Consider the following 16899-nt stretch of genomic DNA (forward strand, 5'->3'; position numbering starts at 1 on the left):
TCAAGAATTGTCGGCGGCTTCGGTTTGAGTGCTGGTATTCAGTTTATGGCGGTACCGGTGGATGGCTGGCATGACGAGCAACTCGCTCCGAATGTGACGCACAAGGTCGAGGCTCTCAAGGCGGCGGATGACATCCCTGGCCAGGGCCTTTTGCGCACCTTCTGCCAAAGTCTCTTTCCGCCAGTAACCACGAAATGCCTCAGCCTGCTGGGCCAAAAATTCTTCAACCAGCGTGACAGTGACAGTGCCGCCTGGGTCGTTTTGACGTAACGATCCAAGATGTTCGGCCGTGAGCAGTGTCGCATGGCCCAGAGTTCCCTCCTCCGGCATGCCTATGTCGGTGCAGTCACCCGTGGGATCGGCAAGCGCAATGCCGCCCTCGCGATCTTCTTTTTCAAGGCCTGTGGCCTCCACCAGCCTGCGTAGAATAAAAGGCCGCTGACTACGCAGATAGTCGAGAGCCTCAGGCGTTAAATCTGCCGCATTGGCATACAGCACTGGATCATCCAGGAGCCTGCGATGAAGGTAGTGAGCGATGCGTTGGTTGCGCTGCTCTCCTTCGTCAAGAGCGGGCTCAGCAACTAACGCTTCAAGTCTGAGCCTCCAGCTATGTTCTTGGATGGCTGCCGGAGGACGGCGGGTCACAAGCAGCCTGTATATGATGAGATGATTGACATCATACAGGACGTTGTGACTTCGGTCCCGCTCAAACTGGCTGTCGTCGCCATCAACATGCCTGAGTGCATGGAGTTCCGTGAGCAGCCTGAGTGCGTTCACCAGATCACGTCGTGACTCCGCCGCATCCAGATCAAACGTGAGAACGCTGAATGCTGGCTCTTCCCACCACATGTTTACGATGGTGGCGGCTAATTTGTCTAATGTGGTCTGACGCTCGCTACGGACGAGAGCGGCCAGTGCTAGGCACATCAAAATGTAGGCGCGACGCGAGAACGGCACTCCCTCCTTTTTGGGCACCCACGCAGGATGAGTAGGATCCGTGACCCTGGCGGGCACTTTGTAAAGCCGTGCACATTCTGCTGTCACCTCCAACGCCCAGCCTGTGTTTTTAGCAAACCACTGACGCAACGCTTCTGCATGACGCCGAACCTTTGCAAACGCCTCCCCATGCTCCGGATGCTCCGCGATTAGCAGAGGTTGCCGAAGAAGCGACCGGAGAGCTTCCTGACGCTCTGTATCGGAGGAGCGTTGGTAATCGATGGCCTCCTGAAAAGCGGGACGATTCATGCAGCAGGTTCATCTGTGAGGCGCAGAGTGATGAGCAGGTCAGGACCGAACAGGACGCCTCCCGGCGTATTGAGCACTGCTCCTGCGGTTTGAGGCTGGGGCAATTCGATTTTGACACTCAAGCCTCCGTCAGCTGTATTAGCAGAGCCTCGGATCTCACCGTGTCCAATGACTGCATAAGCCTCTGCTATGGCATCCATCAAAACATCAAAGGCGGGGCCATCCAGCTCCGACAGCTCTGACAACACACAGGGGGTGCGGATGGCGATGGACTTGCGTGCCTCCTGAAGCAGCCGGCTCTCCTTCTCCGCTTGAGCACGCAATTCCTCCCTGGCCGCGCTGCGGTCTACAATGGCCGGAGGCTTTCCGCGCATGCCAGAACGTCCGCGCTGCCACTGAGTGATGGTTATGATGTAAGGAGGACATTTTTCCCACGATGGGCGCTCGCCCTCTTCGATGTGATCCCATGCCTGTAAGGTGCTCACATTCACACGGAGATGCCGACACGAGTTCAGTCCAAAGGCAACTCTCCACAGCCGGTGCAGATCATCCTCCTCCGGTGCCTCAGCAAACCAACGCGCCAGAGTCAAAAAGTCCGTGCCGCGGTCGGCGCGATTCGCCCGCAAAGCATGCATCCGTTGCACCCGCTCCAGCAATGCTGGAATGGCAGCCAGCGCCCTCGAGCGAAGGCTTTCTGCGTGAGCTTGATGGTCGTGGCTGCCAATAAACCATGCTCGCAGGCCTGCCCATCGATTTTGCCACAACAGCATAGCTCGCAGTCGCTGCTCATCCGTGGGTGAAAGGGCATCTTTAATCTCAGCATCGGCCGCTGCTTCGAGCGCGGGGGAGATGTTCAGGCTCTCCAATTTTTGCAGTGACCGGCTCACCCGGAATGTGGCATTCACCAACTCCTTCACAAAGCGATCAAGGTAGCCGAGAAGCTCCTCTTTGAGAGCCAAAAAGGACACTTCCTCAGCCTCCGGCCTGTCCAACTCACGCTGCAATCCACCAATAAACATTTGGGCGCGCGTGACCAATGTATCGAAGCGGGATGACAACTCCGTGAGCGTGCGTACGGCTTTTCCTGCGTCCAGTTCCTCGCCACCCATAAGAGCCAACAGTTCCTCAAGGGCTTCCGCAATGTCGTGCAGAGCTGACGCGGAAAGCTCTCCAGGCCGAACCAGCCCCTCATCAAAATCTGCCAGTGCGTGCTCTGCCAGATCTCCTGCGTGTGTGAGCTGATAAAGCAACTTGGGGCGCAAATATTCCTCTATTGTTCGCGCCGAAACAACATCCCGAGCTGCACTCAGATTTCCCCAGTCGCAGAGAGACGACAAACAACCGGTAACGGAGTCCTCGTCGTCGAGTCCTGCTTGTCGTTTTTCATCATCGCTTAGCCGTTCTAACACGTCCGCAGGGCGGAGTGCTATTTCAAACCTCTCTTTAGCTGCAACAAAAACACGGAGAACGATTCTGTACGCCCCCACTTTTTGTGCCGCAAGGTGGTGAAACACACGATGATTTACGTCCAAGCCGTCCACAGCCGTGGCGGCTTCAGGGGCTGGATTACGATGGATTAAGAGCTCTGGCACCTCAAAATATTTATTATTTAGAACCCGAAAATGCACAACCATTATTATGAAAGCCTTACCCATTGTTCTCCCAAGCATTTAAACCGCTATACGCGGCGCTGGTGGCTGCGGTATGACAGGCATTTGAAACCGACCTGCATTGCTGATCATGTGCGTGCCAAGCGACTGAAAGAGAATCTGACGATGAAGGAACTGGCCTGCCAGCTAGGGATTTCATAGGGCACGCTCAAATATTGGGAACTGCATAAGAACCCTCCATCTGAGCAGAATCGGAAACTGTTGTGGGAGTATTTGGGATATGACCAAGAGGTCAGCACGTAGCAGTTCAACGTTAGATGTTTTCGTTTTCCATGCGTTGGGTATTTTTCGCCCTTGGAGGTTGAGATATTCGGTGGGGAAAGCCTTCCCCTCGCGGCTACTGTGTGCACCGCTACCCCTTCGAGCGGGAGGTGTCCCGCAACGCCCTCAAGTTTCAGAGCTTGCCCAGGCTCCGGACAGCCTGCGTCTTCACGCAAGCCCGCCTCGCCCACCAGATTCGTGGCACTTCAGATATCGCAGATGCAAACCGCCCTCTCGGGCAAACCTCGCCATCTGCGCCATCTCAAGTGCGTGATGCCGGCCAGCCCACCACAACCGCCCCGCTTGGCATCGCTGCGCGAATGGCAAGCCAGGCGATTCCCCCGCCCACCATGGCAGCTCCACTGCTGGATGCGCTTCGCAGACGCATCCTCACCTTGCCACGAGGCTCTTGCTCACTCATCCACAGCCGCGCTTGATTTAGGGATGCGGGTCAGCCCAATTTCTGCTATGGCTCGTTCTACGAATCGAGGCAAAGGGATGGCGATTTTTCAAACTATCCCCCCAAGTCTCCTTATTCTCAGGAGTTTCCTAAACTTTACATTGTCTTTTGCGTCCCGAATGAAAGCATCTCGGGAATCTGCTCAATGGATTTTCGATTTGCTAGAGATCGTTGGAGGAACGCGGCATCGGAACGGAGTTCGTCCGCAGGACCACCATCCAAAAATTCCCCCAAAGATTCCAACGCTTTTTGAAATCCATTGCGGTCGCCGGTATGCAGGAAATTCCGAATTTCCGCCGCCGATTCCGCAAAAGCATCGGCCGCAGCAAAATTCTGCGGGTTCCCGAAGGCAATATTAGTGTAGGTTTGCACCATCTGTTTGGTTAACATACGGGACATGGTCGCCCCGAGCACTCTAGAATTCGGGGTCGAAAACCTGAGTAGGTGCGTCATGTTGACATGCATCTGCTGCAGCGTTTGCGCATAACACATTACGGACATAAGAACGTCGAATTGAATTGAGGGAACCATTCTGTCATGCGCTGCAGATGACATGAAAGACACGTTTACCTCGCGCTTTTGCCAAAACGCCAGAATCCATGCGGTCCATTGGTCGAGCCGTTGCCGCATGACGCTGTTTCCCATGGCGTCGGGTTGCAATGCGGGGCAAAGGACCACGTTCAAGCCGCGAAATCCTTTGACCGTTGGCGCGAACATGGGGTGCATTCCGATGACGGAAGGTCCTTTCATCTGGCACAATTTGACCATCGGCTCCTGCTTGGTGGATGAAACATCCAGCACAAGCTTGCCGCGAAGTCCGGTCCTAAGGTTGGACCCGACAATCTCACGGAGGTCACCTCCAAATCGGTCAATCGGAATGGAGAAGATGATGACATCGCTGTTGCGAATCAGGGCGCGATTGAGCCGCCGCAACATGCGGGGGGTGTGTGCCATGTCTTCGCCACTCACCATGACCTTGTAACCGTCAGCCCGAAACTCTCTGGCAAGCATTTGCCCCATCGCCCCCTGTCCGCCGATGATGCCAATGGTGGGAGTCGTGACCTTCAAAGGCACCTCATTGTGGGCGTTGATGAGCTTGTACATGACGATGATGTTCAGGTTGGTTGTTTTTTGAGATAGGCTTGCGCGATGCTGGCCACTTCGGAAATGATTAGCGTCACGTCTGTTGTCCTGGTGTGAAGATTGCCCAACGCCAGGCGAAACCACTCACGCCCTTTATAATGCGTGGTGGTTATCCAGCAGTTGCCACTTTTTTGGACCTCATGGCAGACCCCTTTGACCATTACCTGCTGCGCGAATGGATCTAGGTCTTCCTTGATGGTGAAGCAAACGACGCCAAATCTCGGCTGTTCCAGAAGTTCGAGATACGGGTGACGCTGTAGTTCATTGACGGCAAACCCGGCCAATTCCAACGTTCTGCGAAGCCGCGCTCGAATTCCCTCTGCTCCAAAAACCAGCAAGTTGAAAAGAAGCGGAAGGCTGTTGACCCGAAGTCCACACCACAGGGAGAAATCCATGGGATCTCCTTCGTCAGTTGAAGAAGGAAGGTATTCGGCACGGTGATCGCAAATGCGACGGAGCTCTCCGCGGTCCCGCAGATAAAGGAGGCTGCATCCCTGAGGCACGAAAAGTGTTTTGTGTGGATTGATGCAGATCGCGTCAACCAGGTTCCACCCCTCTGCAATCCACGCGCATTCCGGAAGGGCGGCAAACGCCCCGCCATACGCCGCATCCACATAACTGAAAATCGAAAACTCGCGGCAAAGGGCGGCGATCTGCGGCACGCTATCCACCGAGGTAATGGAAGTTGTGCCGACGGTGGCGATGACCATGAGCGGCTGAACGCCGTCCTGGATGTCGGAGAGAATCATTTGGCGCAGCTCGGGCAGCAGAAGACGCCCTTGCCCGTCAGCAGGCACTTTGCGAACCGACTTTTCACCGAGCCCGGTTGCGACGGCGTTTTTACGAGCGAAAAAGTGCCCCAGTTCTGAAGTGTAAATCGCGAATTGGGGGCTTCCGATGAGACCTTCGCTGCGCGAGCGGCCTTCTGTCTTTCGGCCAATGGCGGCTAGCAAGGCGTGGAGGTGACTTTCAGAGGCGCTGACAAAGAACTGGGATGCAAATCCCTTGGGGATTTTGAGAAGTTCAGCACACCAGACTCCCACGATGCCGTCCAGCTCCACCGAGGCGGGGCTTGCGGACCGAAGCATCCGATTGCTGTTGTAGGCTGCGGTAAAGGTGTCGGCGATGATCGCGGGGGTGGCCACACTGGTGGAAAAATACGCCGCAAACCTCGGGTGATTCCATCTCAGCAGGCCTGGCGCGATGTTTGTTTCAAACAGTCTTATCACTTGCGCCAGCGGCATGCCGTTCATTGGCAGCAGAGGTAGGGCATTCGTCAGGTCTAGGGGCGACCACTGCGGATCGATGACCGGCGCGTGCGTGTTTGAACCGAAGTGCTCCGCGACGTGGTCACGAACCATCTCGAACGCTTCAGCCAACTCTCCCGACGAAATATCGCCGATGTTTTCCAAAGATGGCAGCAATGGAAGGTTCTTGCTCATGGCTTGATATGTTTGTTCCCCTCACGGAGAAGTGGCTCGCCAAAAGGATCGAACTGAGAACGGAAGCTAAAAGCCTGCGCGGTGGATCCCGCCGCAGCCAGCAATGTGAGCTTCTCCACGCCTTCATCCACTGTGGGGATGTAACCGGCAGGCACCCACCACAGCACGAGGTAAGGATCATTCGGATTGGCCTCCTCAAACCACTCCCGCCGGCGGGCCATAATTTTCGCGTGTTCCCCGCTGTAGGCATACCGCGTCAAATCATCGATTCCTTGCCACACGCTGAGAGTGACCAAACGGAGCGGGTGACTGGGCCACGGCCGGATCTCGATGGTATTACCCGCGGTGGTCTGTAGTCTCCACACAAAACCGTCCATGTTGTCTGCCAGTTCGTTGATGTGGTCGAGGGCGTCTACGAAATCGCCCATTCGTGGATCGGACAGTTCAAAACGCGCGGTGGCGAAATTGAACTGGGCCAGATGGAAATTCGAGAAGCGACCTGTGGGCTCTGAACCATGTTGATGATATTCCATAGTATGCATGGCATTATTCCTCCCAGATCCATTCTTGTTCGGGCTCGCCGAGCACGGTCGAAGCCACCTCGATTTGAAATTTTTCCTTCACCAAATCCGAAAGCCGTGACCTTATGAACTCTGATTTGCTGGCGAAAGGCTCAATCACTTCGCTTACCAGGAAAAACGCCTTTGTTTTCGGCGATACCGCAGCCAGACTTGATTGGCGCCAGACAAAATGCCGTGTAACCAACTCCTCTCCACCAAGCGTGGCATATCCAATTTCGCCGGGAAGCGCGGTGACTGGAGCAGCTTTGCCAAGCTCGGTGAAGGTTTCGCCTCCCTGGGTTTCAATCAGACGAGTTTCCGGAAGAACATCGCTGTCCCACGCGCCGATCGGTGCAGCGATGTCTTCGCTCAGAAACTCAAGACTGGCTGCATTGTAAAGATCAACCAGAGGTGAGATCGAGCGGAGCCGGTTTCCACCGGCAACCCGCAGGCCAAGCGCCTCGTGGGCGGCAGGAAAATTTTTGCCTGGTTGCACGGCCCGCCAGGCGGTGAACGCCTCCACCGAGTCGGCGCGCCGTCCGGCCAGATGAGAGCGAACTTTTTCCTGAATTCCTTCAAGATATGCGGTGATGCCAGTGCCATCGCCGCTGTTATCAAGGCCGTGACCTGCGAGGCACACCAGCTTCATTCCTGGGAACCGGTCCCAAATCCATTTATCGATAGTGAACTTCTTTTTCATACTGTTGTTTTTTGGTTTTAGTGTTCTGACAAATTCTTTGCACTCATGCGGGTAAGGTGATGTCCAGCACTGGCAATCGTCTTTGAGGAGCGGGCAAAGCAGAGCCTCACAAATGAAGCCGAGGATTGGGAGCGAGCAGAAAACGCAAATCCAGGTATGCCGACCACGCCTTGGCGTGCTAACGCCATCCAGCCATCACGCGGAGAAGAAGCAGTGGTCTCGACGCACATGAATATCCCACCGCCCACAGGCCATGCAAGAAAGCCAGCCTCTTGTATGAATTTAGACAACTCCTGATGACGCTCTTTGGCTGCATGTTGGAGGGTGGAAAGGAGATTCTGAGAAAACGCCCGAGCGACGATCTCCTGCGCGAGCTGGGTGACGCCGCCAAACTGTGCGTCCATGGTGACAACCATAGAGCGGTCGATGGCGTAAGGAGCCAAGATCCACCCCACCCGGAGCGAAGCTGCCGCCAGACTTTTCGATATGCTTCCAATGATGATGGTGTGCGTGCCGAAGATTTTGGCCGTTGGCACAATGGACTTTTGAATCGGAAATGCTTCATAAGTGCGATCCACTACAAGGATCACGCCATAGTGGTCGCAGAGCGCGGCAGCTTGGCGGTAATCCTCCTCGTCCAGCACACGTCCGGTGGGATTGTCGGGATCACACAGGAAGATGATCTTGGTCTTGGGCGACACCGCTGTGCGCATGGCCGTCCAGTCGATTGCGCCAAAACTATGTCCCTCGCATGGCACAGCAGGAACGGTGCGAATGCACATCCCCAATTGACGCGTCACATCAAGGATGCCGGGATAGCAGGGCGCGACAGTCAATACTTCCTCGCCCGCCTCCATAAGCGCGGCCAGCGTGGTCATGATGCCACCGGTGGCACCTTGGGTCACAAAGACATTTTCTGGTGAGATGGAGGCACCATAGTATTTGGCAATCTGTTCCCGAAGTTCTGGCAGGCCTCTGAGATCCGGATAACCGGGCATGATGAAGGTGCCGCCGAACACGCACTCCGGGAATGGCAGGACACCATGCTCCCAGGTGCCCGACGCGAGGTCCACTCCGCCAAACCGCATGGCCTCAGCGCGGAAGTCCTCAATGAGGACTGCCTCGCCACGCTGGGAATGTCCTTGGGTTCGCATTAGGTGCCTCCGTGCATCGTTCGATCATATTTTGTGGAGCGGTCCTGATCCCACCGCCATCCGCCTGCAACCGCGATCACCGCGCCACTACAATACAAAGCTTGATCGGAACCGAGAAATGCGATGACATTCGCGACTTCGCGGGGAGTTCCGAGTCGCCCCGAAGGAACTCGCTCTTCCATCCATCGCTTCTGGCCATCCGGCAGATGACCATTGTCGATCAGGCCGGGAGCAACCACGCAAACTCTTATCCCATGGGCCGCTGTCTCGGCAGCCAGGGTGCGCATGTAGCTGGCCAGGGCGGCCTTGCTCAGGGCATAGGCCCCAACATTGGGCGCGGCGTCAAGAGAGTCCATGACACAGGAGAGCCCAACGCCCAGTATTACTCCGTCCTTCATGGTCATCATGTCAGGCAGCACAGCAGAGCAAAAAGCCTGCGCCGAGAACAGGTTGTCGGACACGATTTTTTGAAACGCATCCGGTCGGAGCATTGTGAGCGGACCAAAGACGAACGGACCATAATTGGCCACGAGCAGATTGATATGACCACCAAGCTGCTTGGCAGCCGACGCCACGAGACGATCCGCTGTCTCGGGCATCGACGCATCGCCCTGCATTGCAAAGGCGGTCGCACCGGCGGTTCGACAGCGACGCACCACATCTTGCGCAGCGGTCTCGTCGCTGTTGTAATTCACCACGACGCTGGCACCGGCTTCCGCCAGCACCACGGCGGTTTCGGCACCAATTCCCCTGCTTCCCGCTGTGACAAGTGCGCGCCGACCATGGAGATCAATTTTCATGACTAAGACATCGAGAGGTTTCAGAGGTCCACTGGAAGCTTCTCCATCGCAACGACCTCGCGGGGGCCGCTGGTGTAGCGCTCAAACCATTCTGCAAGGATCAACTTTTCCTGCTCAAGCAGAGTGCGGAGGCTTTCTGCATCCCGCCAGAGATACTGAACAATGAGCTTTGGAGAAGCCTCCGAGGTGGCGGGAAGGAAGAAGAATTGGGCGTGGTCTAGATAACCGTCCGCGCGATGGGCATTGACCTCTGCGGTGTCATCGTAAGCCTGAGCGACAAAGCAGGCATCGGCCCACGTCGCGTATTCTTCCTTTAGGGGGATGGTTTCCTGGACTTGGATTCGTTCCTGACAGTGATGTTTGTGTTTTAATGTTTTCATTGGTTTGCTGGGTTAGCGGTTGGATTTCGAAAAAAAATCGATCAGACGAGTAATTGGACAACGCGATGGCGTGACTCCGAGCCTGGCTGTTCGCAGTTTCAGCAGTGTGTCGGGGGCAGCAGCCCCCCCCTTTTTTCCTTTCAGGCTGCTGCGCGCTCCGACTGCCGCCCTGCAAACGTATTCATGCCTCACAAATGCGAGATCGTAGGTGGCACGCAGGTTTTCAAAGGCACCTCCAATTACCGAGGCGGTGTCAACATGTTTGAATGTACTCTGAAGTTTCCGCCATGCCCGGAGAAAAACAACGTGCTCTGCCCCTTCGCCGCCTGAGAGGTTCGGCGCGACGGCCATCATCCAAGGGCGCACCAGCATTCGATAAACAAATCCCTGAGGGGTGGCTATTGAAAAGAGATGTGATGAGTCGCGCACTAGTGCCTCCGCCGCTTGGAGAACCCCAAGGGCGAGATCATGCTCACCGTTGCTCACAAGCTTCGCGCCTGTCTCCATGGCTCCCGCCGCCGCACCGAGGACGCAGTAAAAAACGTGATGGACACCGATCCAGCGTTTCAGCACCGTGCGCAGAATTGGCAGGCGATGAGCAAACGAAAGCCCCTTTCTTGGGGTGAGTTCCATTTCCATGGCAATCGCATCCTCTTCCTTTCCTTTTTCAGTCATCATAGGTAAGGACTGCTGCGCCGTCGCTATCAAGTTCGGCATGTTGACCAAGTGGTGCAGCGTTGACGCGAGTTGACTCTGAGAAACCGCACCTAATTTCGAGGCACTCACCAAACGTGATCCCGCAAGGACACTGGAAGCAGCATAAATTGTATACATTGCCCCATGCACGCGCGTGACCTCAAACACACGGTCTGTTGCACTTCGAGGCAGTTTTGCTGGACGGCTAATCTGATGAAGAAGCTCTTCAACCATGGCCACTCGCCATGCCGCTGATTGTCCCCGGCCAATTTCGTCGCAAGTATCACGAAGAACAGCAAGGACAGTTGTATCCAGCATGCCCTGGCCCGTCTGTTGAATCACAGTTTCAGCAATGGGGAGAAAAATGCCCTTACAACAGGGCGTGAAACAAGATGATTGAACGCTTATGGGTTGAGGTGGCTGAATGATACGTGAACGCATATTCAACTCCGCAACGTTGTAGTGGGGAGAGTGGTACATGGGCGGCGCGGTTAGGCGCGATCAACCCGCAAGTGCCATTTTGGCCTCACAACTCCCTTGACAACTGGCGCTGTCCCGAGAAGTTACCCTTGTTCTAGCCGAACACGGCAACGATGTGATAGTCTTGTCGGATAACCTTGTGTCGTTGTCTCACCACCGGCACAGGGTTTTTTTGTTGAACGCAGATTTTAGTTTGTGGTTTGTGTTTAAGATTGAGTTTCTTTGGGTTGTGGGGTGTAATAGCGAGCGATGTAGAGAAATGGGGTCTCCAGCAAGGAGATGGCAATCTTAACAATCCAAGTAACCCAGATGAGTTTGAACAGGTCCACGCCCGTTCCAGCAAAGGCCACGCTATAGAAAATAATCGTATCCGTTCCCTGTGCCAAAATCGTCGAGATATTGCTGCGAAGCCACAGCTTTCGCCTCCCGCTCCGGTCGATAAACCAGTTGTAAACGTAAACGTCCATGAGCTGGGCGATCACAAAGGCTGTTACCGAAGCGAATACAATTCGCATCGTGCCCCCAAAAACCACTTCAAACGCGGCCTGGCCCGTCCAGAATGAAGCCGGCGGAACCCAGATCGTAAACCAGGACGCCCCTAACATTAGGAGCTCAACAACAACACCCATCCACACCGCACGATAGGCCGCACCTCGTCCATACCGCTCACTGAGGAAGTCGGTGAGCAGGAAGGTTGCGGAATATATACCCACCGCAACACTGACAACAGAGCCGCTCGTCAGAACAACAAGCTTGCTAGCGGTAACCATGGATGCCGCAACAAGGCCTGCGTAAGACACTTCGACGAGCCAGCTACCGTACCGTCTCCCTGCCAAGATAGCAATGATAGTGGCGACGACTAGAGAGACAATGATATAAATGGCAATTCTCGCTTCCATGGAGATGAGTTTAGCATACGAATTGAGGTCCACAAAATTTAACTGTTGACAAAGGTTCAAAATAAGTTGGCAACGTTTTTACAGAAAAAGCTACCATTTTGTCAAATTTTGTCAAACTTGCCAAGTCACGACTCACTTCAAATAATCAGTGAACCAAGATTCATCGCTTCCCATCTGCAACTTTGACGCTCTTGAGCAGCTGGCAAAGAGGGCTAACAAGTCATTCGGCGACCTTGCTCACGCCATGAATTTTAATAATCCGAGTGAATATTCCAGAGCCAAGAGAGCAAGGTTGAAGCCTGATCAAATCAAAAATCTTTCTTCGCTGCTGGGTGTCCCAGAGGACGAGTTCCTAATTCGACCGAGCGATCAACGCCATGATGGTATTCTTGGTTCTGGATCCCTGGAAAAAATCTACCAAGACATGGTTGATGCAATCACCGTGCAGCCCAACTTGTCTTTCACCGCGTCCATAGTTGCGGGAGATAACTACCTTGAGCTCTCCAACCCCGAGTTCTTTGAATACATTGCAAAGCTCATCGGACAAGGTATTTGTTTTAACTACTTTTACTCTAATGTCGATGGGACCAATACTTTGGAAGCGTTTCGGGAATTGCACTCAAAGTTTTCTCGGCGTTTATCCGGGCAACAAACCGCTCTGAATCGAATAAAGGGGTACCGCATTTGCGATCAGCCAAGTCTCTTCTTTGGATGGAAAAGTAGATGCATTTTGTTCACAATTCGGAATCAACAAGGACCAGCAAAAATATACAATGCTTTAAGCTACTATAGAGGATCTCATTTGTTGACAGATGGCAGTGAAGTTATCAAAGATATATGGGTTCGGATGCCTAGCGCGGAAGCCTTTGCATACCGCCAGCGGCTCCTCGAACTTGCCGAGCCAATCCCTTTCCTTGGCTGTTTTGAAGATCGTCGCCCTTTCGACCAGCAGCTTCAACAGGCTTACCGAGTTGTATTCGGTCAACGAAGAAAAGCGGAAATTTACCGGAAAATTGTCGAGCGCCTTGGTTCAGAGAACTATCTTGCGACCACGGTGAGCAGACTTTTTCAGATAACAAGTACTACTCGTCCGAGACCACTTCGCGTGCTTGACATTGGCTTTGGCAATGGTGACGTCACTAATGCAGTTATCAGAGAACTGACGAAGCTCGGGTATCGTGACATCCAAATTATCCTCATTGACCCCGGAGCTCCACCAATGGACCTGCGAAACGATAACATCAAACAAGCTCAAGTAATATCACGGACGTTTGAAAGCACAGAATTGGCACCCAGGACATTTGATCTGGTGATTGCTTCGCATTCGCTTTATCTCAGTTGCCCAAGTTATGTGGACAAAATTTTTGACGTACTTAGAAGGGATGGCTTTGCCGTGATCTGGCATGCGCCTCTAAAAAACAATTTTATCAACCTCTTGTGTAACTTCGCCGACGGGCTTCGCCGCAAGTCTAATGGACTCCAGCTACACATTGAGGGAAAGCCCGATAGATGCTATGCCGAGGAGTTGTGGAAGGACATAGAAAGTCGATTTTCATCCGGCGCAACAATGGAAGCTATTATTGAAAATAATAAGCCTTTTCCTTTGTCGGAAATTATAGACAAGGAAACCTTAACGCCATATGGGCGAGAAGTAATCGAACTATTTGGCTGTTTTGAATTCAGCGATAATCAGTATAGACAAATCGCAAAATTTATAAAAGAATCCTTTGGAAAGTCAGGTCAAATGCCGGCGGAAAACTGGATTATCACGATTGATAAAGCCGAAAGCAGACGTGCCATGAATGACCAGGAGCACGGAGTTGCTGATCTTCAGTAAATTCAGACATCAATCAACAATGTATCTTTGAGTCAAGCTTTTGCATGCTGAAGCAAATGCACCAAGCCACTCGTTGCATCGACATGGATCAGATCGCCATCATGGAGGACTTTCGTTGCAATATGGGTTCCAATCACACATGGCTTTTTCATCTCCCTGCTCACGATGGCCGCGTGGCAAAGCATCCCTCCCATGTTTGTGACAAATGCTGAAGCCAGCCCCATCGCAACCAGAAACTCCGGGGTTGTCATGTCCGCCACGAGAACATCGCCTGGCTGGACCTTGTGCAGGTCATCGACGGTTAGCACAATACGTGCCCGTCCAGACACAGCTCCAGCCTGTGCCGTTGTCCCCGCTATGGTTGTTGTTTCAGTCGAGGCGGACGGAATTAATGCCAGCTTGAGGGACGCTACAGCAGTAGGGTCGAAGAGGTAGCCTGTACGATAGGCATCGTTCGAGGTGACGGCCCAGCAATCAGGGTCTCGTGACAATGGATTCAAGCATCCGGATGCCAAGCCTTCGAGAACCTCGTCGATGGATCTATCTAGAAGTTCGTCGAGGCTGAGTCCCAATTTAGAAGCGAGCTTCACGAGGCAGGCGCGAGTCGTCGCTTGGACCTGCGACATGAACTCGGCCCCCGCTTGCTTGACATACAGGATGGCTTCCATTACCCCGAGGCATTGGCCCAGCTCGGGCGAAACCGGCTTTATGCCAACAAGGTCGGAGACGTCAGGCACCGAGACGATCAGATTGTATGCATCTTGTGCATCTAACTCACTTCCCCTCCAGTTTCCGAACTTGATCCACCCGTACTTGGTCGCAAACGCTTCCAATTTTAACGTCAGTTCTTCCGACTTCAACACCTGGGAAAATGATGCGTCTCGAATTTGCGCTTTTAGCAACCGGGCGTCAATTTGTTGAGCGGTCCCTGGCGTTTCTACATGAGGTACAAGCAACGGCACATCTTCTGCGGAGATACCGTCTTTGATTGCCTGCTCCGACACAATAGTTTCGATGGCGAAACTCAATGGTATCGCCGCAAGATACCAGAAAAGTGTCAACTTCTTTCCTGACGCAACCAGTCGCAAGAATGTATCTAGGGATGGTTCGCTTGCACCTATTTGCTTGGCCTCCCGCAATGCCTCTTCAAAGACCTGAGCTGCCACATCGCGGAACTGAGTGAAGATGCCCCATTCGTTGTTAGCCATTAAGGTGCGAACCTGGACTTCGATAGCGCGGCAGGTCTCTGGATCATATGCCACCGATCCTCCAGCGAAAACCATGTATCCACTATGATCGATTGTGAATCCGAGAGCGGAAACCGTAGCTCTATCGAACCAACCTCCCCAAAACGAGGCGGAAAACAACCCCTGGGTGTACGTCCCGTGGTACCTCCAAAGTGAGGTCATTCTGAGGCGTGATTGGGCATCCTGCACTGACGAGGAGACTGCCGTCACGGGCCGGCATTGGACGATGTAAAGCCGATCAGATACTGCCCATTCCACATCGCATGGATATCCAAAGTGGGTGCTTAGTGACTTGCTGGTCCGGGCGATGTTGTTGATCAACTCGTCGGAGAGGAGCCGTTCTACTTCCGGTTGCTGACCGATTAACCTGTTTATAATGGCGAAATCTGATGCCCGAACGGTATATTGATGCGGTATGACCCGTCCCGAAACGATAGCGTCTCCAAGCCCCGAAGTGGCCTCGATCACGATCTTATTTTCATCCCCAGTAACAGGATCAACCGAGAACGATATCCCGGAATATTTGCTATTGACCATCTCCTGTATCACAACCGCCACGCCAGAACCGATTGATCCAGGATGTTCGAGCATGTACCTCAATGCACGAGGTGAAAACAACGAGGCCCAGCATTTGATGATCTTCTTTCCTATCTGCTCGATTTCGACGTTTAGGTAGCTGTCTAACTGCCCTGCCCAGCTTGCATCTGCTGAGTCCTCCTGGGTCGCGCTTGACCGAACCGCGTACAATTTGTCATGCCCCCCCTCTAGAGAACCAAGGATCTGGCTGATCAACTCTGAGGAGATCTCTGTCGCCTCAAGAAGACCCCTGATTTTTTGAGCAGCTTGATTCAGTTCAGCAATGTCATTCGCGCTATCAAGCTTGCTCACGATCTTTGATATCTGATCATCAATCTGGGCGGCTGCAATATGATTGAAGAAGGCATCTACAGCCACGACAAGGCCGGCAGGCACGCACAATCCAGGAATGGTACACATTTCCCCCAAAGATGCAGCTTTACCTCCCACCTGCCCAATATGAACACGTGAAACGGAACGAAGCTGATGTATATAGGCGTTGCGAGGGGTTGTCATAGTGAGCGTGGCTGGCAGGTTCGCCTAAAAAAATTAGGCTCGAAAATATTGAAATCATAATATCAGATTGGTCGTCAGTTCTCAAGTGACCATCTTAGAAGACTGACGAACGCCCCGCAGTGCCGATACGCAATAACGGCGGGGAAAGCCTTCCCCTCGCGGCTACTGCGTGCGCCGCTACCCCTTCGAGCGGGAGGTGTCCCGCAACGCCCTCACCATTCAACCTGCCGCCTCCCTCCCTCGTCATTCTCTTCGCTCAAGACCAGGACAGTCACCCAAATTGAGGCACTTCAGCGATGACCGTCAGCCCCCTCTTCCACCTGCCCGTCATCGCTCAAGCGCTTGAGGCAACTCCGCCACCACAACCGCCCCACTTGGCATCGCTGCGCGAATGGCAAGCCAGGCGGTTCCTTCGGCCACCCATGCAATGAATAGCGCCACTGCCGGATAAGCCTCGCAAGTGCCTCCCCGCCTTGCCACGAGGCTCTTGCTCACTCATCCGCAGCCGCGCGGGAAACAATACGGCAAAGCCGGAGAGGTGCAAAACTACGGGCGACCCAAGTTTTGAGGCACCGCAGGTTATCCACAGGGCGACGTGACCAGTCGTGTCACATTCATGGTAAGATAAGGGCATGGAAAAAATCATCCGAAAATCTGCGGGCGTGAAGTTCGAGAGTGATGTGCTCGGGTTCATTGACGGACTGGCGCGCGAGCAGCAGCGCAGCCGCAGTTTCATCATCAACGCCATCCTTCGGTGGTATGTGAAGTGGCTTGCGGAGCAGCATGAACAAAAGGTCGAGACCGCGAAGCCCGAGCCGGTAATTCGACTTTAG

Annotated in this window: 14 protein-coding genes; 2 read left to right on the forward strand and 12 right to left on the reverse strand. The window is 53.8% G+C overall.

Annotated features, from left to right (window positions below; translation table 11 throughout):
• The 11 genes from AC24GY_RS16010 to AC24GY_RS16060 form a co-directional block, all read right to left on the reverse strand.
• Positions 1 to 1245 (reverse strand): TIGR02678 family protein, encoded by a 1245-nt coding sequence (locus tag AC24GY_RS16010; RefSeq protein ID WP_487684994.1) that lies wholly within the window; start codon positions 1243 to 1245, stop codon positions 1 to 3.
• Entirely contained in the window at positions 1242 to 2879 is a 1638-nt protein-coding gene (locus AC24GY_RS16015; RefSeq protein WP_487684996.1) for a TIGR02677 family protein, read from the reverse strand. Before AC24GY_RS16015 ends, AC24GY_RS16010 begins: the two co-directional genes overlap by 4 nt.
• A gap of 853 nt (positions 2880 to 3732) precedes the next feature.
• Positions 3733 to 4740: a prephenate dehydrogenase/arogenate dehydrogenase family protein gene (locus AC24GY_RS16020; protein ID WP_487684999.1), complete on the reverse strand. Its 1008-nt coding sequence runs from the start codon at positions 4738 to 4740 to the stop codon at positions 3733 to 3735.
• Between the two features lie 11 nt (positions 4741 to 4751).
• A complete protein-coding gene (locus AC24GY_RS16025; protein WP_487685002.1) occupies positions 4752 to 6221 on the reverse strand; it encodes a pyridoxal phosphate-dependent decarboxylase family protein in 1470 nt (489 codons plus the stop codon).
• Positions 6218 to 6763 (reverse strand): DUF3291 domain-containing protein, encoded by a 546-nt coding sequence (locus tag AC24GY_RS16030; RefSeq protein ID WP_487685005.1) that lies wholly within the window; start codon positions 6761 to 6763, stop codon positions 6218 to 6220. Before AC24GY_RS16030 ends, AC24GY_RS16025 begins: the two co-directional genes overlap by 4 nt.
• 4 nt (positions 6764 to 6767) lie before the next feature.
• A complete protein-coding gene (locus AC24GY_RS16035) occupies positions 6768 to 7481 on the reverse strand; it encodes a B3/B4 domain-containing protein (RefSeq protein WP_487685008.1) in 714 nt (237 codons plus the stop codon).
• Positions 7482 to 7498: 17 nt separating this feature from the next.
• A complete protein-coding gene (locus AC24GY_RS16040) occupies positions 7499 to 8569 on the reverse strand; it encodes a pyridoxal phosphate-dependent aminotransferase (protein ID WP_487685011.1) in 1071 nt (356 codons plus the stop codon).
• A 65-nt stretch (positions 8570 to 8634) separates the two neighbouring features.
• The gene (locus AC24GY_RS16045; protein ID WP_487685014.1) at positions 8635 to 9435 is read right to left on the reverse strand and encodes an SDR family NAD(P)-dependent oxidoreductase; all 801 of its coding nucleotides are present in this window, start codon (positions 9433 to 9435) and stop codon (positions 8635 to 8637) included.
• Positions 9436 to 9455: 20 nt separating this feature from the next.
• The gene (locus AC24GY_RS16050; protein ID WP_487685017.1) at positions 9456 to 9815 is read right to left on the reverse strand and encodes a hypothetical protein; all 360 of its coding nucleotides are present in this window, start codon (positions 9813 to 9815) and stop codon (positions 9456 to 9458) included.
• Positions 9816 to 9827: 12 nt separating this feature from the next.
• Positions 9828 to 10991 carry a hypothetical protein gene (locus AC24GY_RS16055; protein ID WP_487685020.1) on the reverse strand — a complete coding sequence of 388 codons (1164 nt, stop codon included), beginning with the start codon at positions 10989 to 10991 and terminating at the stop codon, positions 9828 to 9830.
• A 206-nt stretch (positions 10992 to 11197) separates the two neighbouring features.
• Positions 11198 to 11890, reverse strand: coding sequence for a queuosine precursor transporter (locus AC24GY_RS16060; RefSeq protein ID WP_487685023.1), 693 nt, complete (start codon positions 11888 to 11890; stop codon positions 11198 to 11200).
• 148 nt (positions 11891 to 12038) lie between these two features.
• On the opposite strand from AC24GY_RS16060, the gene AC24GY_RS16065 reads away from it, so the two are divergent.
• The gene (locus tag AC24GY_RS16065; RefSeq protein WP_487685026.1) at positions 12039 to 13727 is read left to right on the forward strand and encodes a class I SAM-dependent methyltransferase; all 1689 of its coding nucleotides are present in this window, start codon (positions 12039 to 12041) and stop codon (positions 13725 to 13727) included.
• A 32-nt stretch (positions 13728 to 13759) separates the two neighbouring features.
• Here AC24GY_RS16065 and AC24GY_RS16070 read toward each other — a convergent pair whose 3' ends face one another.
• Positions 13760 to 16066, reverse strand: coding sequence for a PEP/pyruvate-binding domain-containing protein (locus tag AC24GY_RS16070; RefSeq protein WP_487685030.1), 2307 nt, complete (start codon positions 16064 to 16066; stop codon positions 13760 to 13762).
• Positions 16067 to 16698: 632 nt separating this feature from the next.
• Here AC24GY_RS16070 and AC24GY_RS16075 point away from each other — a divergent pair.
• Positions 16699 to 16899: a hypothetical protein gene (locus tag AC24GY_RS16075; RefSeq protein WP_487685032.1), complete on the forward strand. Its 201-nt coding sequence runs from the start codon at positions 16699 to 16701 to the stop codon at positions 16897 to 16899.

This window comes from Prosthecobacter sp. Pr1 (assembly GCF_057652315.1).